The sequence below is a fragment of the Methylobacterium sp. AC433 genome, assembly GCF_979253015.1.
On sequence record NZ_CEEDBN010000015.1, the window covers coordinates 1 to 25,576 of the forward strand.

At 71.1% G+C, this 25,576-nt stretch carries 23 protein-coding genes and 2 tRNA genes; 20 read left to right on the plus strand and 5 right to left on the minus strand.

Features of this window, described 5'->3' with window-relative positions; translation table 11 throughout:
* Nucleotides 1-129 precede the first annotated feature (129 nt).
* From AC0IWM_RS18440 to AC0IWM_RS18450, 3 genes are all read right to left on the minus strand, one after another.
* On the minus strand, nucleotides 130-3,930 hold the full coding sequence (locus AC0IWM_RS18440) for an EAL domain-containing protein (RefSeq protein WP_471757326.1): 3,801 nt from the start codon (nucleotides 3,928-3,930) through the stop codon (nucleotides 130-132).
* A gap of 233 nt (nucleotides 3,931-4,163) precedes the next feature.
* Nucleotides 4,164-5,603: a sensor histidine kinase gene (locus AC0IWM_RS18445; protein ID WP_471757328.1), complete on the minus strand. Its 1,440-nt coding sequence runs from the start codon at nucleotides 5,601-5,603 to the stop codon at nucleotides 4,164-4,166.
* Nucleotides 5,600-6,268 (minus strand): response regulator transcription factor, encoded by a 669-nt coding sequence (locus AC0IWM_RS18450; RefSeq protein WP_056477992.1) that lies wholly within the window; start codon nucleotides 6,266-6,268, stop codon nucleotides 5,600-5,602. The genes AC0IWM_RS18445 and AC0IWM_RS18450 overlap by 4 nt, the downstream gene beginning before the upstream one ends.
* 164 nt (nucleotides 6,269-6,432) lie before the next feature.
* On the opposite strand from AC0IWM_RS18450, the gene AC0IWM_RS18455 reads away from it, so the two are divergent.
* The 13 genes from AC0IWM_RS18455 to AC0IWM_RS18515 all read left to right on the plus strand — a co-directional run bounded on the left by AC0IWM_RS18455 (nucleotide 6,433) and on the right by AC0IWM_RS18515 (nucleotide 15,990).
* Complete coding sequence (locus AC0IWM_RS18455; RefSeq protein ID WP_471757330.1) at nucleotides 6,433-7,086, plus strand: DNA-binding protein; 654 nt, start codon at nucleotides 6,433-6,435, stop codon at nucleotides 7,084-7,086.
* A gap of 45 nt (nucleotides 7,087-7,131) precedes the next feature.
* Nucleotides 7,132-7,470: a hypothetical protein gene (locus AC0IWM_RS18460; protein ID WP_471757332.1), complete on the plus strand. Its 339-nt coding sequence runs from the start codon at nucleotides 7,132-7,134 to the stop codon at nucleotides 7,468-7,470.
* Nucleotides 7,471-7,548: 78 nt separating this feature from the next.
* Nucleotides 7,549-8,013: a hypothetical protein gene (locus AC0IWM_RS18465; RefSeq protein WP_471757334.1), complete on the plus strand. Its 465-nt coding sequence runs from the start codon at nucleotides 7,549-7,551 to the stop codon at nucleotides 8,011-8,013.
* 135 nt (nucleotides 8,014-8,148) lie between these two features.
* Nucleotides 8,149-8,562, plus strand: coding sequence for an EF-hand domain-containing protein (locus AC0IWM_RS18470; protein WP_447678471.1), 414 nt, complete (start codon nucleotides 8,149-8,151; stop codon nucleotides 8,560-8,562).
* Between the two features lie 216 nt (nucleotides 8,563-8,778).
* Entirely contained in the window at nucleotides 8,779-9,696 is a 918-nt protein-coding gene (locus AC0IWM_RS18475) for a branched-chain amino acid ABC transporter permease (RefSeq protein ID WP_471757336.1), read from the plus strand.
* A 2-nt stretch (nucleotides 9,697-9,698) separates the two neighbouring features.
* The gene (gene livM, locus AC0IWM_RS18480) at nucleotides 9,699-11,069 is read left to right on the plus strand and encodes a high-affinity branched-chain amino acid ABC transporter permease LivM (RefSeq protein ID WP_471757338.1); all 1,371 of its coding nucleotides are present in this window, start codon (nucleotides 9,699-9,701) and stop codon (nucleotides 11,067-11,069) included.
* Nucleotides 11,070-11,125: 56 nt separating this feature from the next.
* Nucleotides 11,126-11,998 (plus strand): ABC transporter ATP-binding protein, encoded by an 873-nt coding sequence (locus tag AC0IWM_RS18485; RefSeq protein ID WP_471757531.1) that lies wholly within the window; start codon nucleotides 11,126-11,128, stop codon nucleotides 11,996-11,998.
* Nucleotides 11,995-12,792: an ABC transporter ATP-binding protein gene (locus tag AC0IWM_RS18490; RefSeq protein WP_471757340.1), complete on the plus strand. Its 798-nt coding sequence runs from the start codon at nucleotides 11,995-11,997 to the stop codon at nucleotides 12,790-12,792. The genes AC0IWM_RS18485 and AC0IWM_RS18490 overlap by 4 nt, the downstream gene beginning before the upstream one ends.
* Nucleotides 12,793-12,794: 2 nt before the next feature.
* A complete protein-coding gene (locus AC0IWM_RS18495) occupies nucleotides 12,795-13,160 on the plus strand; it encodes a DUF6867 family protein (RefSeq protein ID WP_056478006.1) in 366 nt (121 codons plus the stop codon).
* Nucleotides 13,161-13,263: 103 nt separating this feature from the next.
* Entirely contained in the window at nucleotides 13,264-14,385 is a 1,122-nt protein-coding gene (locus AC0IWM_RS18500; protein WP_471757342.1) for a branched-chain amino acid ABC transporter substrate-binding protein, read from the plus strand.
* Between the two features lie 205 nt (nucleotides 14,386-14,590).
* Complete coding sequence (locus tag AC0IWM_RS18505) at nucleotides 14,591-14,791, plus strand: hypothetical protein (RefSeq protein ID WP_471757344.1); 201 nt, start codon at nucleotides 14,591-14,593, stop codon at nucleotides 14,789-14,791.
* Nucleotides 14,792-14,989: 198 nt separating this feature from the next.
* The gene (locus AC0IWM_RS18510; RefSeq protein ID WP_471757346.1) at nucleotides 14,990-15,178 is read left to right on the plus strand and encodes a hypothetical protein; all 189 of its coding nucleotides are present in this window, start codon (nucleotides 14,990-14,992) and stop codon (nucleotides 15,176-15,178) included.
* A gap of 170 nt (nucleotides 15,179-15,348) precedes the next feature.
* Nucleotides 15,349-15,990, plus strand: coding sequence for a DedA family protein (locus AC0IWM_RS18515; RefSeq protein ID WP_471757348.1), 642 nt, complete (start codon nucleotides 15,349-15,351; stop codon nucleotides 15,988-15,990).
* Between the two features lie 246 nt (nucleotides 15,991-16,236).
* On the opposite strand, the gene AC0IWM_RS18520 is transcribed toward AC0IWM_RS18515, so the two are convergent.
* Nucleotides 16,237-16,312: transfer RNA gene (locus AC0IWM_RS18520), tRNA-Asn, on the minus strand.
* Nucleotides 16,313-16,585: 273 nt separating this feature from the next.
* Here AC0IWM_RS18520 and AC0IWM_RS18525 point away from each other — a divergent pair.
* The 6 genes from AC0IWM_RS18525 (at nucleotide 16,586) to rsgA (ending at nucleotide 23,881) form a co-directional block, all read left to right on the plus strand.
* A tRNA-Cys gene (locus AC0IWM_RS18525) sits at nucleotides 16,586-16,659 on the plus strand.
* Nucleotides 16,660-16,908: 249 nt separating this feature from the next.
* Complete coding sequence (locus tag AC0IWM_RS18530) at nucleotides 16,909-17,559, plus strand: protein-L-isoaspartate O-methyltransferase family protein (protein WP_471757350.1); 651 nt, start codon at nucleotides 16,909-16,911, stop codon at nucleotides 17,557-17,559.
* 268 nt (nucleotides 17,560-17,827) lie between these two features.
* Entirely contained in the window at nucleotides 17,828-19,222 is a 1,395-nt protein-coding gene (locus tag AC0IWM_RS18535) for a TolC family outer membrane protein (protein ID WP_471757352.1), read from the plus strand.
* A 231-nt stretch (nucleotides 19,223-19,453) separates the two neighbouring features.
* Nucleotides 19,454-20,014 (plus strand): PopZ family protein, encoded by a 561-nt coding sequence (locus AC0IWM_RS18540; RefSeq protein ID WP_471757533.1) that lies wholly within the window; start codon nucleotides 19,454-19,456, stop codon nucleotides 20,012-20,014.
* A 95-nt stretch (nucleotides 20,015-20,109) separates the two neighbouring features.
* Nucleotides 20,110-22,842, plus strand: a complete 2,733-nt coding sequence (locus AC0IWM_RS18545) for a valine--tRNA ligase (RefSeq protein WP_471757355.1) — start codon at nucleotides 20,110-20,112, stop codon at nucleotides 22,840-22,842.
* A 40-nt stretch (nucleotides 22,843-22,882) separates the two neighbouring features.
* A complete protein-coding gene (gene rsgA, locus AC0IWM_RS18550; RefSeq protein ID WP_471757357.1) occupies nucleotides 22,883-23,881 on the plus strand; it encodes a ribosome small subunit-dependent GTPase A in 999 nt (332 codons plus the stop codon).
* 10 nt (nucleotides 23,882-23,891) lie between these two features.
* On the opposite strand, the gene purD is transcribed toward rsgA, so the two are convergent.
* Entirely contained in the window at nucleotides 23,892-25,175 is a 1,284-nt protein-coding gene (purD, locus tag AC0IWM_RS18555; RefSeq protein WP_471757359.1) for a phosphoribosylamine--glycine ligase, read from the minus strand.
* A 189-nt stretch (nucleotides 25,176-25,364) separates the two neighbouring features.
* On the opposite strand from purD, the gene AC0IWM_RS18560 reads away from it, so the two are divergent.
* Nucleotides 25,365-25,544 (plus strand): hypothetical protein, encoded by a 180-nt coding sequence (locus AC0IWM_RS18560; protein ID WP_471757361.1) that lies wholly within the window; start codon nucleotides 25,365-25,367, stop codon nucleotides 25,542-25,544.
* Nucleotides 25,545-25,576 lie beyond the last annotated feature (32 nt).

Here is a 25,576-nt window from a genome sequence, read left to right on the forward strand (position 1 = left end):
ACCCCGCGCTCGTCTCAGGAGATGCAAAAGCAAGCCGCCAACCCCGTTGGCCGCCCGCCGATGAACCGGGGTATACGCGGGGCCGGTTTTCCTGTCAACAGCCGTTTTGACAAAAACATGACGCCCCTCTCAGGCGGCATCGAGCAGGTGTTCGAGGAACCGCCGCGCCTCCTCCACGGGCATCGGCCGGCCGAGCAGGAACCCCTGCGCCTCCGTGCAGCCCTCCTGGCGGACCTGCGCCATCTGCGCCGCGGTCTCGATGCCCTCGGCGGTGATGCTGGCGCCGAGCTGCGTCCCGAGGCCGACCACGGCGCGCACGATGGCGGCGGTGCCCGGATCGGCGATCTCGCGCACGAAGGACCGGTCGATCTTGATCCGGTCGAAGGGGAAGCGCCGCAGGTAGCTCAGCGAGGAATAGCCCGTGCCGAAATCGTCGAGGGCGATCCGGACGCCGAGGGCGCGCAGGCGATGCAGGCAGGCGATCACCGCCTCGGCATCCTGCATCAGCACGCTCTCGGTGATCTCGAGCTCCAGGCGCCGCGCCGGGAGGCCGGACGCCAGCAGGGCGGCGACCACGCTCTGCTCGAGTCCGGACTGCCCGAACTGCACCGCCGAGACATTGACGGCGATGCGTCGGTCGCCCGGCCAGGAGGCGGCCTCGGTGCAGGCTTCCCGCAGCGCCCAGCTGCCGAGCTGGCGGATCAGCCCGGTCTCCTCGGCCAGGGGAATGAAGGCGCCCGGGGCGATCATGCCCCGCACCGGATGCGGCCAGCGCAGCAGGGCCTCGAAGCCCCGCACGGTGCCGCTGTCGAGGTGCAGGACCGGCTGGTAGTACAGGCTGAAGCCGCCGGTGCGCACGGCCTCGCGCATCTCCAGTTCGAGGAGGTTGCGCTCGGTCGTCGCGGCGTCCATCGCCGCCTCGTAGAACCGGTACGTGTTCCGTCCCGCCGCCTTGGCCCGGTAGAGGGCGATGTCGGCGTTGCGGAACAGCGTGTCGGCATCGGCGCCGTCCTGGGCGCCGATGCCGATTCCCACGCTGACGCCGATCCCGACCCGGTGCCCGCCGAGATCGACGGGCTGCTCCATCGCCTCGATGACGCGGCGCGCCGCGAGCCCGGCCTCCTGCGGGTCGTCGAGGTCGGCCAGGATGATGGCGAATTCGTCGCCGCCGAGGCGCGCGACGGTGTCGCCGTCCCGGACCACGCCGCGCAGGCGGTCGGCGACCACGCGCAGCAGCGCGTCGCCGGCCGGATGGCCGAGGGTGTCGTTGACCGCCTTGAAGCGGTCGAGGTCGCAGGCCAGCACCGCGAAGCGGCCTGCGCGCCGGTCCGCCCGCGCGAGGGCGTTGCTGAGGCCCTCCTTGAACAGGAGCCGGTTCGGCAGTCCGGTCAGGCCGTCATGCAGCGCCATGTAGGCGATCCGGCCCTCCGCCAGCTTGCGCTCGGTGATGTCCATCGTCAGGCCCACGACCTTGACCGGCTCGTTCAGCTCCGGGTCGGTCACGACGCGGGCGAAGCTCTGGAGCCAGCGCGGGGCGTCGCCCTCCGAATCCGCCAGGCGGAATTCCCCGTTGTAGGACGTGCCCTCGGCGAGGGCGCGGTAGACGTGGCCGTACAGGGCGGCGAGGTCGCCCGGATGGATGTGGCTGTCCCACACGCCGACGCTGACCTCCACCGGCGCGCCGGGGTCGTGGCCCTCCGGCACCGGGAGGCCGTACATCCGCGCGCTGTCGGCGGAGTGGCGGACGGTGCCGCCCTTCAGGTCCCAGGACCAGAGCCCGGCCCCGGCCGATTCCTGCGCGAGCCGCAGGAGGTTCGAGGTCTCCTCCAGGGCCTGTCGCGCCGCGACGATGTCGTCGATGTCGAGGGCCGTCCCGAGGAGGCCGACCATCACGCCGTCCTCACGGATCGGCAGCATGACGAGCTTGTGCCAGCGGTAGACGCCGTCGTGCCGGAGCAGGCGTCCCTCGACCTCGTAGGCCTCGTCCCGCCGCCGGGCCTCGGCGAAGACCTGCTCCATCCGGGCGGCGTCGTCGGGATGGTTGCGGGCGAGGCGGGCCGCGCGGCCGGAGCCGATCGGCCCGTAATAGCTCTCGAAGCGCTGGTTGACGTAGGTCGCCTCCCCGTCGTGGAGGGAGACGACCCAGACGATCTGCGGCAGGGAATCGGCGAGCGCGCGGTAGCGGGCCTCGCCCAGGCGCAGGGCCTGCTCGGCGGCGACGCGCTCGCCGACGTCGCGCGCGGCGGTGATCGTCTCGAAGGGCAGCCCGGCCTCGTCGCGCACGAGGCGCGTCTGCGCCTCCACCCAGATCCAGCGGCCGTCGCGGTGACGCAGGCGATGGATAATGCGTGCCGTCTCGGTCTGCCCGGTCCGGAACGCCTCGAGGAACGCGATCGTGGCGGCCCTGTCGTCCGGATGCAGCGAGGCCTCCAGGGGAAGGTTCAGCATCTCCTCGGGACTGTAGCCGAGGAGGTCGCGCGAGGCCGGGGAGACGTAGGTGCGCACGTTCGCGACGCTGCGCCGGACGATCATGTCGGAGACGGAATCCGCCAGGATGCGGTAGCGGCGCTCGCCCGCCCGGGTGCGGGCCTCGGCCGCCCGGTGCTCGGTGACGTCGGTGAAGGTGTGGAGGACGCCGCCATCGGGCAGGGTCACGCCCCGCACCTCGAGGGTGGTGCCGTCCGGGCGCGGCCAGTCGATGCGCAGCGGCGTCCAGGCGCCGGCGGCGTCGCGCAGGCGCGGCTGGCCCGCGGCCGAGGGCGGCATCGCCGAGAAGTCGCCGCGCTCCGACAGGCGGGCGAGGATGTCGGACAGGCGCGCGCCCTCGCGCAGCACCGTCCCAGGCAGGTCGAGGAGGTGGCGGGCCCGGGGGTTGAGCAGGCGGACGCAGCCCTGCGCGTCCATCATGATCAACCCCTGGTCCATCGTCTCCAGGGTGGCGCGCAGGCGCAGGTCCTTCTCGCGCAGCCGCGCCTCGGAGAGGGCGAGGTCGGTGACGTCGAGGACGAGGCCGTAGAGCGCCGTCAGGCGCCCGCCGGCATCCCGTTCGACCGCTCCCTGGACGATCACGTGGCACAGGCTGCCGTCCGGGCGGAGGATGCGGGCCCGTCCCTGGTAGGCGGCGTTGCCGGGGCCGGTGCTGTCCAGGGCGGCGGAGATGCGCGCCGCGACCTCCGCCCTGTCGTCCGGATGATAGAAGGCGAGATGATCGTCGAGGGCGAGTTCGCCGCCGGGCGGCATCGGCCGGCCGAAGACGCCGCAGATGCCCTGGGACCAGGACACGGTCCGGGTCCGGGCATGGATGCGCCAGTAGCCGATATGGGCGACGGCCTCGGTCATCCGCTGGGCATCGACCACGAGCTTGAGATCGGCGGCCTTCGCGGCCAGGAGGGTCTCGGTGCGCTGGCGCTCGGCCCGCTCGATCTGGCTCGCGCGCTGCGCCGCTCCGAGCCGGAGATGGGCCTCGACGACGGTGCCGAGGTCGCGCAGCTGCGACACCCGCGCCGCGTCGAAATCGTCGCGCGGGACCGTGTCGATCAGGCAGAGGGTGCCGAGGGGCAGGCCGTCCGACAGGGCGAGGGGCACGCCCGCGTAGAAGCGGGCCCGAGGCTCCCCGGTGACGAGGGGACTCGCCGCGAACTCGGCATCGGCGAGAATGTCGGGCAGCACCAGCACCGCGCCGGGCGCGGCCAGGATGGTGCGGTCGCAGAAGGCGCCGGCCCGGGGGAGGGTGCCGCCATCGGCGACGCCGCAGCGGGCCTTGAGCGTATAGGTGTCGCGGCCGGCAAGGTTCACGAGGGCGATCGGCACGCCGAACAGGGCGCAGGCCGTCCGGCAGACGGCGTCGAGATGCGCCTCCGGCGTGCCGTCCAGGAGCCTCAGGTCGTTGAGGATGGCCAGGCGCTGCGCCTCGACACTGGAGCTCGGCACGACAACCCTTTCTCGCCGACGCACAGGCCGCGAACTCTCCGCGTTCCGCGTCTCATGACCTGGATGCCGGCGTGACCCGATGTCGATGACAGGTCCGGGCCGGCACAGGATGGATCCCGGCCAGTCCTGCGGTCCCCCGCGACGGAACCGCCCGACGCGGGATCATGGTCTGCCAGCCTTTCACTTTCCTTTATATTCGGGAGATCCTTGCGGTGCCGGCGCCGCGCCGGCGCTCAGGCCGGGAGCAGCAGCCGGACGCCGAGGCCGCCGAGGTCCGAGCGGGCGAGGTGAAGCCCGCCGCCGTAGAGTTCGGCGAGTTCCCGGGTGATCGACAGGCCGAAGCCGTGGCCGGGCACGCTCTCGTCGAGGCGCCCGCCGGGCCGCATCGCGCGGGCGGCCGCCTCCACGTCGAGGCCGGGGCCGTCATCGGCCACGGTCACCGCGACGCCGGCCTCCGTGGCGGCAGCGGTGACCCGGACGCGGCCTCGGCTCCACTGGCAGGCATTGTCGATGAGATTGCCGAGCATCTCGTCGACGTCCTGCGGATCGCAGGCCACGGCGAGGCCGGCCGGCAGGTCGAGGTCGATGGCCAGTCGCTTCTCGGCATAAAGGCGCCCGAAGGTGGTCCGCAGGTCGGCCAGCGGTCCGGCGAGTTCGGTCCGGGTTCGGGTGCCGCCGCCGAGGGCCGCGGCCCGCGCGCGCCGCAGATGGTGGCGCACCTGCCGGTCCATGGCGCCCACGAGGTCGGCGAGGCCGCCATCCGGGTCGCGGGTCCGGTCCGACAGGGCGAGGGTCAGGGTGGCGAGGGGCGTCTTCAGGCCGTGGGCGAGGTTCGCCACATGGGTGCGGGCGCGCTCCAGGTTGGCGGCGTTCTGGTCGAGGAGGGCGTTCACCTCGCCCACCAGGGGCCGGATCTCGGCGGGCTGCTTGGCGGGAATCCGGTGACGCCTGCCGGCCCGTACCTCGGCGACGTCCCGGCGCAGGCGCTCCAGGGGCCGGAGGCCGAGGCGGACCTGCGCGACGGTGCCGGCCACGAGGCAGAGGCCGAGGATGCCCAGGATCGCGGCGAGGGCGAGGCCGGCCTCGCGCAGGGGTCCGTTCAGGGCCTGGGCCGGGGCCGAGGCCACGAGGAGCGCCGGCGGACCGCCTCCCTCCGGCGGCAGGACCTGGATGCGCAGGATGAGGGACTCGCCCCAGGGGCCGGTGCCGTCGCCGGGCTCCGGCCGGTCGGGGTCCCGGTCGCGGGGCGGGCGGCCCGGCTCCGGCAGGCGCAGGTCGCGCCCCTCCAGGGACTCGGACCGCAGGGTGTCCTGCCCCTGGCGGACCTGCCAGTACCAGCCGGAGCGGGGGCGATCGAAGGGCGGCCCGTCGAGGGCGCGGTCGAGGCGCAGGCGCTCGCCGGGGCCACGCTCCAGGCTCGCCGCCAGGGCGACGAGCTGGCTGTCGAGGCGGCTGTCGAGCTGGGCTCGGACGAAGCGGTGCAGGACGAGCCCGATGGCGAGGCCGGCGACCAGCAGGGCCGCGGTGACGAGGGCGAGGGCGGCCAGGAGCAGGCGCCGCTGCAGGGAGCCGAGATGAAGGAACCCGACGGGCTTGACCGGGACCGGCTTCTCCGGAGGGTCGGGCCTGTCCGCCGGTCCGGCAGCGGGGCGGGGCCTGCCCGGCGGGGTCATGCGGGATCGCCCGGAAGCAGCCGGTAGCCGTGGCCGCGCACGCCCTCGATCCGGGCGGGGGCGATCTTGCGGCGCAGGCGGGTGATGATGACCTCGACGGAGTTCGAGTCGACGTCGGCATCGCCGTCGTAGACCCGCTCGATCAGCTGTCCGCGCGGCATCACCCCATCCTTGTGCAGGATCAGGCAGGAGAGCACGCGCCATTCCAGGCCGGTGAGCTTCAGGGGCAGGCCGTCGCGCTCGAAGGTGCCGAGACCGGATTCATAGCTGAGGGGGCCGCAGGTGACCCGCGAGGCACCGTGCGCCGTCGCCCGGCGGACCAGGGCGCGCAGGCGGATCACCAGCTCCTCCACCCGGAACGGCTTCACGAGGAAATCGTCGGCGCCCGCCTTGAAGCCCGCGACCTTGTCGCTCCAGCCGTCCCGCGCCGTGAGGATCAGGACGGGCATCGTCCGGCCCGCCGCCCGCCAGGCCTGGAGAACCGAGAGGCCGTCGCGCTTGGGCAGGCCGAGGTCGAGCACCACCGCGTCGTAGGTCTCCGTCTCGCCGAGATGCTGCGCGTCCTCGCCGTTCGCCGCGTGGTCGAGGGCGAAGTTCTCGGCCCGCAGGGCCTTGGCGATCTCGGCGGCGAGCGGCGCATCGTCCTCCACCAGCAGGAGTTTCATGGGATCGGATCCGGGAATGGAAGGGCGGAGGCGGGACGGCGAGCGGCCTACGCCGCGTCGTTTAACGGGGGCTGAACCGTGCGGTTCAGTCCGGGTTCGCGGCCCCGTCCTAGAACGGCGTCAACCCGAGAGGGCAAGCGCCGAACCCGAGAAGGACAGGCACCATGACCACGACCATTCCGACCAACGAGACCGCCCACCCCGCGGCCGCCCCGACCCCGAAGCGCTCCCGCCGGGCCCTCGTGCTCGGCGCGATCGCGGCGCCCCTCGCCTTCGGCGCGATCGGCCTGTCGCTCGCCCAGAACGGCTCCGCCGTGATGACGCCGGTGGAGCCCACCGCGATCGCAGCCCTGAAGGCCTCGGGCTCCATCGCCGCCAAGGGCGACGTCGCCGAGGTCTACGGCAACAAGTTCGTGATGCAGGACGGCACCGGCAAGGCGCTGGTCGAGACCGGCCGCCAGGGCGAGGGGGGCACCCTCGTGAAGCCCGGTGAGGCCGTCACCGTGCAGGGCCGATTCGAGAACGGCTTCCTCCACGCCATGCTGATCACCCGCGCCGACGGCAGCCGGATCCTGGTCGGCCCCGCTGGCGGCCCGCCCCGCGGCCCCCTCGACTGGGCCAGGGACCGGGTCGGCCTCGGCGCGACGCCCGACCTGCCGGCCCTGACCGCCCAGGTCGCCGCCGCCGGCTATTCCGACATCCGCGTCACCGGCCGCGGTCCCCGTCACCTCGAGGTCGCGGCCCGCGGCAGCGATGGCCGCGAGCGCCAGCTCCATGTCGGGTTCGACGGGCAGGTCCGCGAGACGCGCGCCTTCTGAGACCCCGAACGCCCCCCTTCCACCGCAACCGATGGGACAGCGATCATGACCAAGACCACCGCCCTCCTCAGCGCCGCCGCGATCCTCATCGCCAGCGCGGCCATCGCCCAGCCGGTCCCGCCTCCGGGCGGCCCGCGCCCCGGACCGGAAGCCGGCGCCCCGCCCCCGGTCGGCCCACGCCGCGGTCCCGACGCGCCGCCCCCGCCGCCTCCGCCGAAGGCCGCGCATTTCCGCCTGGAGCGGGGCGAGACCGCCATCGACGTGAAGTGCGCCGACGACGAGCCGATGAAGGCCTGCGCCGACCTCACCCTGCAGATGCTCGACCGCCTCGCCGCGCTGCCGAGCCAGCCGAAGCCCGACGCCCCCAGGCCGGACGCGCGCTGAACGCGCGCGCCCCGCGATCGACGGCGCGGCGGCTCGCGGGGCCGCCGCGTCCCAGCCACATCGGAAAGAGAGATGTCCATGCCCGAGATGCACAGCACCCACGGCACGATCTGGGCCCTGTTCGGCCACCGCCTCGCCCTCGAGGGGCCCGACGGCCGAATCCTCGTCGATCTCGGACCGGAGGGCGCCAGGGCGCTGGCCGGGCGGTCGGTGCCCCTCAAGGTCGGCGACGCGGTCGCGGTGACCGGCGAGCGCAGGCCGACGGAGATCAAGGCCGCCGCGATCACGGGGCCGGACGGCCTCCGTCACGCCATCGCCCATCCCGGTCCGGGGGGACAGGACGAAGCCTCGGCCGACCCGGCGACGGCCCTCGCGGCACTGCGCCAGGCAGGGTATCAGGTGGACGGGGTGCCGGCGCGCAAGCCGAAGCATTTCGAGGTCCGCGCCAGCAAGGATGGCGGACACTACGCCGTGCACGTCACCTTCGCGGGCGTCATCCGCAAGGCCGAGGCCCTGCCGGACAGCAATGTCCGAGCCGGCTGACACCTCGTTATGGCGCGATGTCGCAGCGTGACCAGGGGCACGCGACGCGAGACTGCCTTGCGCGATACATCTTCCGCGCGGGTCCGGAGGCATGCTAGGCGCTCTTTCGTAATTGCCTTTCGAGGAGACTTCTGCATGTCCAATCTGTCCCGTCTCGCCGTCGTCCTGGGTGCCGCCGCCCTCGCGCTTCCCCTGGCGATCCCGGCCTCGGCCAAGGGCCCGGGCGCGTCGAAGGTGATCTCGATGGTCGACACCGACAACGACGGCACCATCGACCTCAAGGAGGCCCAGGCGGTGGCCGGCGCCCTGTTCGACAAGCTGGAATCCGACAAGGACGGCACCGTCGACGCCAAGGAGCTCAAGGGCCGCGTCAGCAAGAAGGCCCTCAAGGCCGCCGATCCGGATTCAGACGGCACCCTCGACAAGAACGAGTACCTCGCCCTGGTCGAGGCCCGCTTCAAGGCCGCCGATCCGGACAACGACGGCACCCTCGACGCCAAGGAGCTGAAGACCCCCGCCGGCAAGGCGCTGGTCTCCCTCCTCAAGTAAATCCGGCCGGGTGCCCGAGGCACCGGGTTGCAAGCCGCTTCCACGACGGCCCGGCGCTCCCAGCGCCGGGCCGTTCGCGTTTCAGGGCCCGGGAAAGCTCACGCGCGGAATCGCGGCGAGGATTGACCCGAGGCGGCAGTTCAGAACATTCCAGGCTGGCATGCCATTCGCAAACAGCGTTTGCCGATGGTCGGGCGCCGAAACGAAGGCCGGTTCATGGAATTTTTCGCCCAGCAGTTCATCAACGGCCTGACGCTCGGGTCGATCTACGGTCTGATCGCCCTGGGCTACACCATGGTCTTCGGCATCATCGGGATGGTGAACTTCGCCCACGGCGACGTCTTCATGCTCTCCTCCTTCATCGCCCTGATCTTCTTCCTCATCCTGACGTCCTGGCTCGGGCTCACCTCGGTCGCCCTGGTGTTCCTCATCGTGCTGATCCTCGCCATGATCCTCACGGCCCTGTGGGGCTGGGCGATCGAACGGGTGGCCTACCGACCCTTGCGCGGCTCGTTCCGCCTGGCGCCGCTGATCTCGGCCATCGGCGTGTCGATCTTCCTGTCGAACTTCGTCCAGGTGGTGCAGGGCGCCCGCAACAAGCCGGTGCCACCGCTCGTGCGCGACGTCATCGTGCTCTACCAGAACGAGCAGTACACCGTGACCCTGTCCTACAAGCAGGCGATCATCATGACGACGACCGCGCTGCTGCTCGCCGGCTTCTGGTACCTGGTGCAGCGCACCTCCTTCGGGCGGGCCCAGCGCGCCTGCGAGCAGGACCGGCGCATGGCCGCACTCCTCGGCATCAACGTCGACCGGACGATCTCGCTGACCTTCGTGCTCGGCGCGGCGCTGGCCGCCGTGGCCGGCACCCTCTACCTCCTCTACTACGGCGTGGTCTCGTTCTCGGACGGGTTCGTGCCCGGCGTGAAGGCCTTCACGGCAGCGGTCCTCGGCGGGATCGGCTCGCTGCCCGGCGCGGTGCTCGGCGGCCTCATCATCGGCCTGATCGAGACCTTCTGGTCGGCCTATTTCTCGATCGAGTACAAGGACGTGGCCGCGTTCCTCATCCTGATCGTGGTGCTCATCTTCAAACCATCCGGCATCCTCGGACGCCCCGAAGTCGAGAAGGTCTGACCATGGCGACAGGATCGACCATCGGCGCGGTGGCCCCCACCGTCGGCCGCGGCTCCGGCGCGGCGTTCGCCGAGATGCTCAAGGATTCGGCACTCTTCGCCCTGGTGACCCTCGGCCTGAGCATCCCGGTGGTGGCCTACCGGACCGATCTCGGGCAGGGCACCGGCCTCGAGCTCACCGGCCGCTGGGGCGTCGTCGCGGGCCTGTGCCTCACGGTGTTCGTCCTGCGCCTCGGCCAGCGCATGATCCTCGGGGAGGTCTCGCGCCGGCGCGAGGCACACCGGATCGCCACGGCGGGGCCCCCCCCGGCGGTGGCCCGCGCCGGCCGGGTCCTCGGACCGCTGACCCTGGCCGTGGCGCTGACCCTGCCGCTGCTCGCGGCGCTGGGCTCGGGCGGCCTGTCCGAGGGGCGCTACTGGATCGACCTCGGCATCCTCATCCTCACCTACGTCATGCTCGGCTGGGGCCTGAACATCGTCGTCGGCCTCGCCGGGCTCCTCGATCTCGGCTACGTCGCCTTCTACGCGGTGGGGGCCTATTCCTACGCGCTGCTCTCCACCGTGTTCGGGCTGTCCTTCTGGATCTGCCTGCCGCTGGCGGGCCTGTTCGCGGCGGCCTTCGGCGTACTCCTCGGCTTCCCTGTGCTGCGCCTGCGCGGCGACTACCTCGCCATCGTGACGCTCGCCTTCGGCGAGATCATTCGCCTCGTCCTCATCAACTGGGTCGATTTCTCCGGCGGCGCCGCCGGCCTCTCCTCGATCCCGCGGGCGAGCTTCTTCGGGATTCCCTTCACGGCCGGGGAGGGCGGGTTCGCCCAGACTTTCGGGCTGACCTTCAACCCGATCCACCGGATCATCTTCCTCTACTACCTGATCCTCGCGCTGGCGCTGATCACCAACCTCGTGACGCTGCGCATGCGCCGCCTCCCGCTGGGGCGCGCCTGGGAGGCCCTGCGCGAGGACGAGATCGCCTGCCGGTCGCTGGGCATCGACACCACCATGACCAAGCTGACCGCCTTCGCGCTCGGTGCGATGTTCGCGGGCTTCGCGGGCTCGTTCTTCGCCGTGCGCCAGGGCTTCGTCAGCCCGGAGAGCTTCAACTTCCTGGAGAGCGCGATCATCCTCGCCATCGTGGTGCTCGGCGGCATGGGCAGCCAGGTCGGCGTCGCCATCGCGGCGATCGTCATGGTCGGCGCCCCGGAACTGCTGCGCAACCTCTCCTTCCTCAAGGCCGTGTTCGGCGAGGGATTCGATCCGAACGAGTACCGCCTGCTCCTGTTCGGTCTCGCCATGGTCTGCATGATGGTCTGGCGCCCGCGCGGGTTGATCTCCGAGCGCACGCCCTCGCTCCGCCTCGGGGGACGCGGCGCATGACCCTCGCCACCGGAACCACCCGCCTCGCCACGGTGCAGGACGAGCCCCCGGCGGCGATGCCCGGCGGCCCCGCCGACCCGATCCTCGTGGTCGATCACCTGACCATGCGCTTCGGCGGCCTCACCGCCGTCGGCGACCTCTCCTTCAAGGTCGGGCGCGGCGACATCACCGCGCTCATCGGCCCGAACGGCGCCGGCAAGACCACGGTCTTCAACTGCATCACGGGCTTCTACAAGCCGACCGAGGGCATGATCCGGCTGCGCCAGGAGGGCGGCGAGACCTACCTGCTCGAGCGCCTGCCGGGTCATGACGTCAACCGCCTCGCCCGGGTCGCGCGCACCTTCCAGAACATCCGCCTGTTCCCGCAGATGACCGTGCTGGAGAACCTGCTGGTCGCCATGCACAAGCCCCTGATGCGGGCCTCCGGCTTCTCGCTCGCGGGCATCCTGGGCCTGCCGGTCTATCGCCGGGCGCAGGAGGCGGCGATCGCCAAGGCCGCCGCCTGGATCGAGCGCATCGGCCTCACCCACCGGGCCGACGAGCCGGCGGGCGACCTGCCCTACGGCGACCAGCGCCGCCTCGAGATCGCCCGCGCCATGTGCACGGACCCGGTGCTGCTCTGCCTCGACGAGCCGGCCGCCGGCCTCAACCCCCGGGAATCGGCCGACCTCAACACCCTGCTGCGGATGATCCGCGACGAGTACGGCACCTCGGTGCTGCTGATCGAGCACGACATGTCGGTGGTGATGCAGATCTCCGACCGGATCGTGGTGCTCGATTACGGCATCAAGATCGCCGACGGGACGCCGGACGAGATCCGCAACGACACCCGGGTGATCGCGGCCTATCTCGGCGTCGACGACGAGGAGGTGGCGGCCGTGGAAGCGGAAGTCGGCCTGGCGGGAACCTCTGCGGGAACCACAGCATGAGCGTCGCGGGCATCAACGTGCTGGTGGACGAGACCCGCACCCGGATGGGGCAGGCGGACATCCAGGCCGGCAAGGGGCCGCTCCTCAGCGTGCGCGGGGTCTCGGCCTATTACGGCAGCATCCGCGCCCTAAAGAACGTCGACATCGACGTGCACGAGGGCGAGATCGTCGCCCTCATCGGCGCCAACGGGGCCGGCAAGTCGACCCTGATGATGACGATCTTCGGCCAGCCTCAGGCGCGCGAGGGCACCATCACCTTCGCGGGCCAGGACATCACCAAGCTGCCGACCCACGAGATCGCGCGGCTCAACCTGGCGCAGTCGCCGGAGGGACGGCGGATCTTCTCCCGCATGACGGTGCGCGAGAACCTGCAGATGGGCGCGGCCGTCAACGGGGGGAAGCATTTCGCCGAGGACCTCGAGCGGATGTGCACCCTGTTCCCGCGCCTGCGCGAGCGCATCGACCAGCGCGGCGGCACCATGTCGGGCGGCGAGCAGCAGATGCTGGCCATCGCCCGCGCGCTGATGAGCCGGCCGCGCCTGCTCATGCTGGACGAGCCCTCGCTGGGCTTGGCGCCCCTGGTGGTCAAGCAGATCTTCTCCGCCGTGCGCGACCTCAACGCCCGCGAGGGGCTGACCGTGTTCATCGTGGAGCAGAACGCCTATCATGCCCTCAAGCTCGCGCATCGCGGCTACGTCATGGTCACCGGGGCGGTCACGATGAGCGGCACCGGCCAGGCGCTGCTCGACGACCCGCAGGTGAAGGCCGCCTACCTCGAAGGGGGATCGCACTGAGCATGGCCGACGCTCTCAGCCTCGATGGGCGCACCCTCGGGATCTTCCTCCTCATCACCGTGGCGATGGGCGGGGGCGCGGCCTGGATGACCGGAAGCGGGCTCGCCCGCGGCTGGCGCCCGTTCTGGCACTGCGCCCTGGCGCTCCTGCTCATCGCGGCGGTGACGCGCTTCCTGCACTACGCGCTGTTCGAGGATCCGCTGCTGTCGCTGCCGGCCTATTGCGTCGATGCGGCATTCGTCCTCGCCATCGGGGCCGTCGCCTACCGCTACACCCGCACCGGACAGATGACCCGGCAATATGCCTGGCTCTACGAGCGCACCGGACCGCTGAGTTGGCGGGACCGGACGAGCGCGCCGACGCCGTGAGGCGCGGCGCTTGGACCACCCCCGCAGGGGGCCACTTCGCGTGTCATGCGCCGACATCGCCGGACGATCCGCCCGGCGCGGCGCTTCGAGAGGGGAAACGGGCATGAAGTCATTGTTGTCGGCCGGCGTCGCGCTCGGCCTGATGCTGGCGGCGACGGCCGCCCAGGCCGAGATCAAGATCGGCGTGGTGGTTCCGGTCACCGGCCCGAACGCCGCCTTCGGCGCGCAGATCAAGACCGGCGCCCAGCAGGCCATCGCCGACATCAACAAGGCGGGCGGCGTCAACGGCGAGAAGCTCGTCATGACGGTCGGCGACGACGCCTCCGACCCCAAGCAGGGCGTGTCGGTGGCCAACAAGTTCGCCTCGGAAGGCGTGAAGGCCGTGGTCGGCGCCTTCAACTCCGGCGTCTCGATCCCGGTCTCCGACGTGCTGCAGGAAGCCGGCATCGTCGAGGTCAGCCCGGCCTCCACGGCGATCAAGTACACCGAGCGCGGCAACTGGAACACCTTCCGCACCTGCGGGCGCGACGACCAGCAGGGCGCCGTGGCGGGCGCCTACCTCGCCGACAAGTTCAAGGGCAAGAAGATCGCCTTCGTCCACGACAAGACCCCCTACGGCAAGGGCCTGGCCGACGAGACCCTGAAAGCCCTGAAGGCCAAGGGTGGCAGCAACGTGCTCTACGAGGGCATCAATCCCGGTGAGAAGGACTTCTCGGCCCTGGTCTCGAAGCTGAAGCAGGCCAATGTCGACGTGGTCTATTTCGGCGGCCTCTACACCGAGGCCGGCCTGCTGATCCGCCAGATGCGCGACCAGAGCCTCCAGGCCCCGCTGATGGGCGGCGACGGCATCGCCGATCGCGAGTTCGCCCAGGTGGCTGGCCCGGGCTCGGACGGCACCCTGATGACCTTCTCGCCGGACGCCCGCAAGAACCCGAAGTCGAAGGCGACCGTCGACGCCTTCAAGGCGATGAACTTCGATCCGGAGGGCTACACCCTCTACTCCTACGCCGCCACGCAGATCCTGGCCGAGGCGATGAAGGCCACGAAGTCCACCGACGGCCAGAAGGTCGCCGCCTACATGCGCGAGGGCAAGCCCTTCAACACGGTGATCGGCGACATCGCCTACGACAAGAAGGGCGACATCACCCGGCCGGACTACGTGATGTACATGTGGAAGAAGGGCGCCGACGGCTCGATCAACTACGCCGGCAACGAGCAGCCGTAAGCGGCGCCGGCTTCGTCGCCGACCGGGGCCGGGGGAGCGATCCTCCGGCCTTTCTCGTGCGCGACCCGTGAGGGCTCCGGCACCGGGCGCGACGAACCTGCACACCCCGTCCGCCGGGAACAGCGCCCGATCGGCTCGGTTGGTCGAAGTGTGCCGCGGGCCGATCTCAGCGCCCGCGAAAAGGCCCAGACCGACGGGAGCAGACATGTCCGACAAGCACCTGAAGACCGACGTCCCGAGCGACGCCGATCTCAAGGGCAATCCGGGGATCGGCCAATCGAAGGGCATGACCGGTCACGACTCGAACGACGTCGCGGCGGATTCCACCGTCGAGGGCGACGTCGACAACGAGACGACGCCGGAGGGCGGAATCGACCCGGACCACCGCCCGCGGAAGAACGCCTGAGGCCTCCGGCGGCGCGGGCCGTCGAAGCCAACGCCCCATGACGCCGAGACGACGAAGCGGTGACCGTCCGGCCACGAGTCGCCCGGTCACCGCAGGTCAGCCCTGCCCCTCTCGTCGGAGCCCGAGGGTTAACGGATCGCGTTCGTTCGGGTAGGCCAAGCTGTGCCGTAGTGTCGGCATCGCACTTGAGGAGCCTGGATGACCAAAGACGTGCAGCACGATCGCTCTGCCTCGCCGCTCGCAGCCGTCTCCGACGAGATCTACTCTTCCCCTCAGACCCGAAGCCCGGACGAACCGGGTGAAATCGCTCCGGCGCCCGAGTCGGATCCACAGTCCCGCGCGACCTTCGACAGCGACAGCTTCGAGGGCTTCGGCTCCTTCGGCTGATCCGGGCACGCAGCGCCTTCGCATCCGGCGGATAGCGGGGTGCGACGGCGCTGCGCGCGACCCTACGACGGAGGTCCCGCGGTTCGGGGCACGGCTCGGCCACGGACGAGCCCCGCTCCCGCCATGTTCCGCCGTTCTGTGTCGCGGGATTATCGAAGCGGGAACAGCCGATGTCCTTTCTCTCGAACCTGCCCATCGCCGACCTGATCGCCAGCTACGGCTACCTGGCGGTCTTCGTCGTCATCGCGCTGGAGAGCGCCGGCGTGCCGCTGCCCGGCGAGACGATCCTGATCTCCTCGGCGGTCTATGCCGGCAGCACCGGCCAGCTGAACATCGGCCTGATCATCCTGGCCGCCGCGGCGGCCGCGATCCTCGGCGACAATCTCGGCTACTGGGTCGGCCGGCGCTGGGGCATGCCGCTCCTGCTGCGCTACGGCCACCTCATCGCCCTCGACCACGGCCGGTTGAAGCTGGGGCAGTACCTCTTCCGGGAGCACGGCGGGAAGATCGTGTTCTTCGGCCGCTTCACCGCCATGCTGCGCGCCTACGCGGCCGTGCTCGCCGGCGTGAACAAGCTCGATGCGCGCCGCTTCCTGATCTTCAACGGCCTCGGCGGCATCGCCTGGGCGACGATCATGGGCTTCGGCTCGTATTTCTGCGGCCGCTCGATCGAGCACATCGCCGGTCCGGTCGGCCTCGCGCTCCTGGCGCTGGTGGTCTTCGGCGGTCTCGCCCTGTGGCTGTTCGTGCGCAAGCACGAGACCCGGCTCCTCGCCGAGGCCGAGACCGCGATCCCCGGCCCGCTGGCCTGACGGGTCGCCGCCGGCAGGCGCGCGAAAACCCGCCGCTCCGCGAGGAGCCGGCGGGTTCTCCATGCCGAGGGCCGCTCGTCCGGAGAAGAGCGATCGAACGCGTTCAGGGGAAATGGAGGATCGCGGGCAACGTCGGGTCGGCGGCTCCGAGGCGGGCCTGACCGCAAGATCACCGTGCCCACACGCGTCGCCTCAACAGAGAAGCGCCCGGGTGATCCAGACTACAGCGATGTCTTGGAGAAGGAATGGCTCCCCGAGCAGGACTCGAACCTGCGACAAAGCGATTAACAGTCGCTTGCTCTACCAACTGAGCTATCGGGGACCGCGATCGGGGGTCTACACAGCGCTAGTCCGGGACGCAAGGGTATCCGGACCGGTGATTTGACGATTCCGTCACATTTTTTGGCCCGCCCCGGTGCGGGCGCGCCGGCGCTCCGAGGCCCGCGGAGGGCGCCGCGCGGGGTCCGCATCCTTTTTTCCAAGATCGTCCAAAGGCCGTTGCCCTTTCGCATGGGGCTCTGCTAGAGACCCCTCTCCCCGCGCCGGCCGCCCGGACGGGGGTCGCCGGATGAGCCCCTCGGGGCGGCGCGACAGAGGCCTCGTGGCGGAGTGGTTACGCAGAGGACTGCAAATCCTTGTACGGGGGTTCGATTCCCTCCGAGGCCTCCAACTTCATCCCCTGCCGGTTCGAGCCGGCTCCCCGTTTCCCGATCTTTCCGTCCCGACGGCTGTGCGGCGAACGCGACCGTGCGGATCCGGATGATGGCGGGGCCCGCGTGTCAGGGCCGCGCTTCCGGGAACCTTGCGTTTTCGCGATCGATCCACGACAACCCGCAAGCTTCGGCGTGGCCGTCCGGCCGCCCGGAAGGACGAGAGTGGCGCACGGCGCCGGCCCAGGGTCGAGGGAAGACGGCATCCATGCTCGATTACGCGCAGGCGCGACGCCTCATGGTCGATTGTCAGCTGCGGACCTTCGACGTGAACGACGTCGCGGTCCTCGACGCCTTCGGAGAGGTCGCCCGCGAACGGTTCGTGCCGCAGGGCCGCGAGGACTTCGCCTATATCGACCAGACCCTCCGTCTCGGCCAGCCGGGACGCGCCATGCCGGCGCCGATGCTGCTGGCCCGCATGGTCCAGGCCCTGGCGATCCAGCTGGGCGAGACGGCCCTCGACGTCGGCACCGGCTACGGCTACGGCGCCGCGATCCTGGGCCGCCTGGGCGCCGAGGTCACCGCCCTCGAATCCGACGGCGACCTCGCGGCGGGCGCGCGTTCGCGCCTCGCCGGCCTCGCGCACATCACGGTCGTCGACGGAGCGCTGGAGGCCGGCGCCCCGCAGGGCGCCCCCTTCGACGGGATTCTGGTGAACGGCCGGGTGGAGACGCGCCCGCAGTCACTCCTGGACCAGCTGAAGGACGGCGGCCGCCTGGTCTGCGTGATGGGACGGGACCGGGCCGCCAAGGCGACCCTGTTCGTGCGGGCCGGCGACGCCTTCGGGTCGCGCCCGCTCTTCGATGCCGCCCTCCCGGCCCTGGGCGCCTTCGTGACCGAGGCCGACTTCGCGTTCTGAGACCGTCCGGTCTCCGACCGGGCGCCCGATCCGCGTCGTCCGCCGCGCGCGCCCGGCCGCGGGCGCATCCTGCTTCCTGATTAAGCCTTCGGTGGTGTCGCTTTTTTGCGGCACCCCCTCTCGATTCGCGCCGCGGACCGGAACCAACCGGTGCTCTGGCGGCCAAGGTCGAGTAGTCTCCGCAGCGAGGCGGGCAATCCGGGACCGCGCCCAGGCGCGGCGGCCACTTCGTGTGGTCGTCCGGTTCATCGAAAAACCGCAAGGGTTGATGAGCGTGAGAGATTCGAAACCTGCGATGCGCACGAGGCTTCGGCCGGCCGGCCTCGCCGCACTGGCCCTCGCATTCGCGAGTCCGGCCGGCGCCGAGACGCTGGAGAGCGCACTCTCGCGGGCCTATGCCGCCAATCCCGCCCTGAACTCCGGCCGGGCCGGGGTCCGGGCCACCGACGAGAGCGTCGCTCAGGCCAAATCCGGCTATCGTCCCACCGTCAGCGTCGACGCGGACATCGGCCTCACCCAGAGCCAGGGCAGGACGCTGGGCAACCAGCTCAACCAGGTCACGAGGCCCGGCGGCGCGGGCCTCACCGTCAACCAGACGCTGTTCAACGGCTTTCGCACCGACAACCAGACCCGCCAGGCGGAATCCGACGTGCTCCGCGTTCGGGAGGCGCTCCGCGCCACCGAGATGAACACGCTGTTCAACGCGGCCCAGGCCTACATGTCGGTCCTGAGCGACACGGCGAACCTGGAATTGCGCCGGAACAACGTCGAGGTCCTGGAAGAGCAGCTTCGCCAGACCCGCGACCGATTCAACGTCGGCGAGGTGACCCGCACCGACGTGGCCCAGGCCGAGGCCCGACTCGCCGGTGCCCGCTCCGACGTCAGCGGCGCCGAGGCGACCCTGCGGGCCAGCATCGGCACCTATCGCCGCTTCATCGGCGTGGAGCCGCGCCAGCTCGCCCCCGGGCGCCCCCTGGACCGCTACGTCCCGCCCAGCCTCGACGCCGCGATCAATATCGGCCTCAAGGAACATCCGCAGATCCTCTCGGCCCTCCATCTCGTCGATGTGTCCGAGGCGCAGGTGAAGGTCCTGGAGGGCGCCCTGTACCCGACGGCCGGCCTGCAGGGCTCCGTCCAGCAGCGCTACGACACCCAGTTCCCGGGCGACAACGCGGTCAGCGCCTCGATCGTCGGCCGCCTGTCGATCCCGCTCTACGAGGGCGGCCAGACCTACTCGCAGATCCGCCAGGCCAAGGAAACGGTCGGGCAGCGCCGGCTCGATGCCGAGGATACCCGCGATCAGATCCGGGCCGCCATCGTCTCCGCCTGGGGCCAGCTCGAGGCGTCCAAGGCCCAGGTCATCGCCTCCCAGGCACAGGTGCAGGCCAACGAGGTGGCGCTGAACGGCGTCCGAGAGGAAGCCCGCGTCGGCCAGCGCACCACCCTCGACGTGCTCAACGCCCAGCAGGAACTGCTGAACGCCCGCACCAACCTGATCATCGCCCAGCGCAACCGGGTGATCTTCTCCTACGGGGTCGTCCAGGCGGTGGGGCGCCTGACGGTGCGCTTCACGGCGCTGCCGGTGGCGGTTTACAGCCCCAAGGAGCACTTCGATCAGGTCAAGGATCTCTGGTACGGCGTGCGCACGCCCGACGGCCGCTGAGGTCGGGGTCCGGAGCGATCGCCCGGACCGCGATTCCCCGGAAGCCGCGGCTCCGCCCGAGCGTGTCGCGGCGGCGCTGGCTTATCCCGTGCCGCGCTGCGCCCGGTGCTTGTATCGGAGCGGGAGCGTGAAATACTCGCCGCCTACCGCAACGGTTTACCCCAGATCCCGAGCATCGTCCGGATGAGTGCAGCGAGCCCCAAGGCATCGGACACGGCCCAGGAACCCTCGATGGAGGAGATCCTGGCGTCGATCCGGCGCATCATCGCCGACGATCAGATCGCCAAGGCCGAGGTGGTCGCGCCGCAGAAATCCGCGCCGCCGCCCCAGAACGACGACGTGCTGGACCTCGCCGAGGTCGCCCAGCCGGTGCGCAAGCCCATTCCCCTCGACGAGCCCGAGATCGCGTTCCGCAAGGAGCCGATCGAGGACGGGCAGATCGATTTCGACGCGATCTCCTTCGACGACGACGAGCCGGATTTCGAGCCGCTCCCGCCGCCGCGCCCCACCCCGGTCGAGCCGCCCCGCCCGGCGCCGCAGCCGGCTGTCCGCGCGCCCGATCCGGAGCCGACGCCGACCGAGCGGCTGACCTCGGCCGTCACCGACGCCAGCGTCGCCCAGGCCTTCCACATGCTCTCGAACACCGTGATGAGCAGCCAGGCCCGCACCCTGGAGGAACTCGTGCAGGACATGCTCCGGCCGATGCTGAAGGGCTGGCTCGACGAGAACCTGCCCGGCATGGTCGAGCGGCTGGTCCGGGCCGAGATCGAGCGCGTCGCGCGGGGCCGCTGAGGTCGAATCGCAGGGCTCGCGAGTTGACGCGAGGCCCTCGACGGGTTGAAAGCGGGCCGGCCTCCGCTTCCCCGACACGTGAACCGACCCCGCCCATGATGGACAAGACCTTCGATCCCGCCGCCGTCGAGGCGCGCGTCAGTGCCGCCTGGGAGTCCGGCGAGGCCTTCAAGGCCGGGCGGCCCGAGCGGGCCGGGGCGACGCCGTTCACCATGGTGATCCCGCCGCCGAACGTCACCGGCAGCCTCCACATGGGGCACGCCCTCAACAACACGCTGCAGGACATCCTCTGCCGCTTCGAGCGCATGCGCGGCCGCGACGTGCTCTGGCAGCCGGGCACCGACCACGCCGGCATCGCCACCCAGATGGTGGTGGAGCGCCGCCTCGCCGAGGCACAGGAGCCCGGCCGGCGCGAGATCGGGCGCGCCGCCTTCGTCGAGAAGGTCTGGGCCTGGAAGGCGGAATCCGGCGGGGCGATCGTCAACCAGCTGAAGCGCCTCGGCGCCTCCTGCGACTGGTCGCGCGAGCGCTTCACCATGGGCGTCTCGGGCGCGCCGGACGACCAGATGGTCCGCGCCGTGACCAAGACCTTCGTCGACCTGCATGCGCAGGGCCTGATCTACCGCGACAAGCGCCTCGTGAACTGGGACCCGAAGTTCCAGACCGCGATCTCGGACCTCGAGGTGCTCCAGGTGGAGGTGAAGGGCCATCTCTGGCACTTCGACTATCCGGTCGTCGATGCCGCCGGCGCCGAGACCGGCGAAGTCATCACGGTCGCCACCACCCGGCCCGAGACCATGCTGGGCGACACCGCAGTCGCGGTCCATCCGGAGGACGAGCGCTACACGCACCTCGTCGGCAGCCGAGTTCGCCTGCCGCTGGTCGGACGCCTGATCCCGATCATCGCCGACAGCTATTCCGACCCGGAGAAGGGCACGGGTGCGGTCAAGATCACGCCCGCCCACGACTTCAACGATTTCGAGGTGGGCAAGCGCGCCGGCTGCACGCCGATCAACATCCTGGATGCGGAAGCCCGCATAAGCCTCGACGGAAACACGGCTTTCCTGAGCGGAGCGGATCCCGAGCCGGAGGCACTGGCCCTGCATGGCCTCGACCGGTTCGAGGCGCGCAAGCGCGTCGTCGCCCTGATGGAGGCGCGCGAGCGCCTGCGCCTGATCGAGCCGAACACCCATGCGGTCCCGCATGGCGACCGCTCGAACGTCGTCATCGAGCCCTATCTCACGGACCAGTGGTACGTGAACGTGAAGCCGCTCGCCGAGCGCGCCCTGCAGGCGGTGCGCGACGGGAAAACCCGTTTCCTGCCCGAGAATTACGAGCGGACCTTCTTCCAATGGCTTGAGAACATCGAGCCCTGGTGCATCTCGCGCCAGCTCTGGTGGGGCCACCAGATCCCGGTCTGGTACGACGAGACGGGCGGCATCTACGTCGCGGCGAGCGAGGCGGAGGCGCAATCCCAGGCCGACGCCGGGCGCGGGGCGCCCGTGGCGCTGTGCCGGGACGAGGACGTGCTCGACACCTGGTTCTCCTCCGCCCTGTGGCCGTTCTCGACGCTGGGCTGGCCGGACGAGACCCCGGAGCTCGCGCGCTACTACCCGACCGACACCCTGGTGACCGGCAAGGACATCATCTTCTTCTGGGTCGCCCGGATGATGATGCTCGGCCTCCACGTCACCGATCGGGTGCCCTTCTCGACGGTCTACCTGCACACACTGGTGCGCGACGCCTCCGGCGCCAAGATGTCGAAGTCGAAGGGCAACGTCGTCGATCCCCTCGGGCTCATCGACCAGTACGGCGCCGACGCCCTGCGCTTCACCCTGGCGGCCATGGCGGCGCAGGGACGCGACATCAAGCTCGCGGTGAACCGGGTCGAGGGCTACCGCAACTTCGCGACGAAGCTCTGGAACGCCTCGCGCTTCGCCGAGATGAACGGCTGCGTGCTCCGCGCCGACTACCGGCCGGAAGGCGCCACCGAGACCCTGAACCGCTGGGCGCTGGGCGAGGCCGCCCGGGCCGTCGCCGAGGTCACGGCGGCGCTGGATGCCTACCGCTTCAACGACGCGGCCGCGGCGGCCTACCGCTTCGTCTGGAACATCTTCTGCGACTGGTACCTGGAGCTGGCCAAGCCCGTGCTCCAGGGGGAGGGCGTCGAGGCCGCGGCGAAGGCCGAGACCCAGGCCACCGTGGCGTTCCTGATCGACCAGATCGCCAAGCTGCTGCACCCGTTCATGCCGTTCCTCACCGAGGAGCTCTGGGCGATCAAGGGCGCGGACCTGCCGGAGCGCGGCCTCCTCGCCCTGGCGCCCTGGCCGGACCTCGCCGCCCTCAACGATTCGGCCTCGGAGACGGAGATCGGCTGGCTCGTCGACCTCGTCTCGGAGATCCGCTCGGCCCGCTCGGAGACCAGCGTGCCGGCGGCCGCGCAGATCCCCCTCGTGGTGGTCGGCGCCGACGCCGACCTGCGCGCCCGCGCCACCCGCTGGGGCGACACCCTGGTCCGACTGGCGCGGCTCTCCGAGATCCGCTTCGCGGACGCCGCCCCGAAGAACTCGGTGCAGCTCCTGGTGCGCGGCTCGGTGGCGGCCCTGCCGCTCGAGGGCATCGTCGATCTCGCGGCGGAAGTAGCCCGCCTGAGGAAGGAGGCGGCGAAGGCCGGCGCCGAGATCGCCAAGATCGAGGCCAAGCTCGGCAATGCCGACTTCCTCGCCCGCGCCCCCGACGAGGTGGTGGACGAGCAGCGCGAGCGCCGAGACGGGGAGGCGGCGCGCCTGGAGAAGATCACGGAGGCGCTGGCGCGGCTCGCCGGTTGAGGGGGTCGCGACGCTTCGGCGCGCGCGCGGGCTGCGCGTCGTGACGACCGCGCGCAGCCTGGCCGATCTCGGCTGGTCCGCGTTCTTCGCGGATCAGCGTCGTCCCGAGGAGGCGACGCTCCTGCCCCAGCGCGTCGCCACCGTGCATCGCGCGCGCATGGGCGCCCTCTCGGAGACGGGGGCGGTCAAGCTGATGCTGCCGGTTCACACCAACACCGGCGACTACGCGGTCGGGGACTGGGTCTTGGTCGAGCCCGGCACGCAGATGCTGCGCCGGCGCCTGGACCGCCGGACCGTGCTGGAGCGGCGGCGGGAAGGCAGTTCCAGGCCGCAGCTCGCGGCGGCGAATGTCGACGCGCTCTTCATCGTCACCTCCTGCAACGCGGACTTCAATCCGACGCGGCTGGAGCGCTACCTCGCCCTGGCCAATCAGGGGGGCGCCGAGCCGGTCATCGTCCTGACCAAGGCGGACGTGGCGGAGGATGCCGAGCGCTACCGCCGCGAGGCCGAGGCCCTGCAGCGCGACCTCGCCGTGGTGATGGTGAATCCGCGCGAGCCCGAAGCCGCGGCCCGCCTCGGCCCCTGGTGCGGACCCGGCCGCACCGTCGCGGTGGTCGGCTCCTCGGGCGTCGGCAAGTCGACGCTCGTGAACACCCTGGCGGGTCCGGACCACGCGGCGCCGCAGGCGACCGGAGGGATCCGGGAGCACGATGCCAAGGGCCGGCACACCACGACGAGCCGCTCGCTCCACGCCATCGCGGGCGGCGGCTGGGTGATCGACACGCCCGGCATCCGCTCGCTCCAGCTCGGCGACGCGGCCGAGGGGATCGACACCCTGTTCGCCGAAATCACCGAACTGGCGCCCGAGTGCCGCTTCCGGGACTGCACCCATGCCCACGAGCCCGGCTGCGCCGTCCAGGGCGCCGTCGCCGAGGGCCGGCTCGACCCGGAGCGGGTCGCGCGCTGGCACGTCCTGCGGGCCGAGAACCGGGTAAACACGGTGGTGCCGACCGGTCCGCGCGGCAACAAGCGGCGCTGACGCCCGCGCCTCAGATGCCGCCGCCGGCGACCTCGCGGGCCACGGCGCGACGGCCGATGTCGCGCCGGCAGAAGCCTTCCGGCCAGTCGATCCGGGCCACCGCCGCGTAGGCGCGGGCCTGCGCCTCCATCATGCTCTCGCCCAACGCCGTGATGGCAAGCACCCGGCCGCCGTCGGCGAGGAGCCGCCCGCCCTCGGAGCGGGTGCCGGCCTGGAAGACGATGACCTCGTCGCTCACGCCCGCGGCCTCGACGCCGCGAATCTCCGACCCGCGCATGACCGTGCCGGGATAGCCGGCGGCGGCCATGACCACCGTGAGGGCCGCGCGGCGCGCGTCGAATTCCAGGCTGATGCCGGACACGTCGCCCTCGCAGGCCGCGAGCAGGGCCGGGACGAGGTCGGAGGCCAGGCGGGGCATTAGCACCTGGGCCTCCGGGTCGCCGAAGCGGGTGTTGTACTCGATCAGCTTCGGCCCGTCGGCGGTGAGCATCAGCCCGGCATAGAGGATGCCGGTGAAGGGGATGCCGCGGGCGCGCATGCCGTCGAGGGTCGGGGCGATGATCGTCTCCATCACCTCCCGCTCCAGGGCGGAGGTGAGGATGGTGGCCGGCGAGTAGGCCCCCATGCCGCCGGTATTCGGTCCGCGATCGCCGTCGAAGACGCGCTTGTGGTCCTGGGCCGTGCCCACCGGCACCGCGCGGGTGCCGTCGCACAGGGCGAAGAAGCTCGCCTCCTCACCGAACAGGCATTCCTCGATGACGATCTCGGCGCCCGCCTCCTCGAACAGGGCACGCACCGCGCTCTCCGCCTGCTCGCGGGTCTCGGCCACGACCACACCCTTGCCGGCGGCGAGCCCGTCGGCCTTGACCACGATCGGGACCCCGTGCGCGGCGAGGTAGGCCAGGGCCGGCTCGAGGGCCCGGAAGCGGGCGAAGGCGGCGGTCGGAATGCCGACCTCGGCGCACAGGTCCTTGGTGAAGCCCTTCGAGCCTTCGAGCTGGGCGGCGGCCCGCGTCGGGCCGAAGACCCGCACGCCGGCGGCCTGGAGATCGTCGACGAGGCCCGCCACCAGGGGCGCCTCGGGCCCGACCACCACGAGGCCGATGCGCTCGCCCGAACAGAAGGCCCGCACGGCGCCGTGGTCCGACACGTCGAGGTCCGGCCGGTTCTCGCCGTACTCGGCCGTGCCGGGATTGCCGGGCGCGGTGAACAGGCGGGCGCAGAGCGGGCTCTTGGCGATGGCGTAGGCCAGGGCGTGCTCGCGGCCGCCCGAGCCGATGAGTAGGATGTTCATGGGGGTGATGTTCCCCAAAAGCCGTTCGTTGAAAAGTGCGATTCGCCGTCGACCCTGCCGATGTGCACGGGAAGCGTCCCCGAACCGGGTCCGACCTTCGTGTGTTCGCGTACGCTCGGGGTGGAACGAACGAACCCCGACGGCGTTGTGGGGATTATGCCAGGCTGTCGCAAATCCCTCCCGACTTCGATGGCGCCGGTCCCCGTCCGGAGCGTCAGCCTCTCGCACTACGTCACGCGCGGCCGCGTTCCGGTCCGAGCCTGCAACGACAACGGTCGCCTCGACGGCCTGCCGATCTGGCGGATGGCCCTGGCGATCTGCGCGGTGCCGGTGGTCTCGGCCTTGGTGATCCTCTCGATCCTGATGTGAGGTTCGCCTCACGCGAGGCACGCGCGATGTGA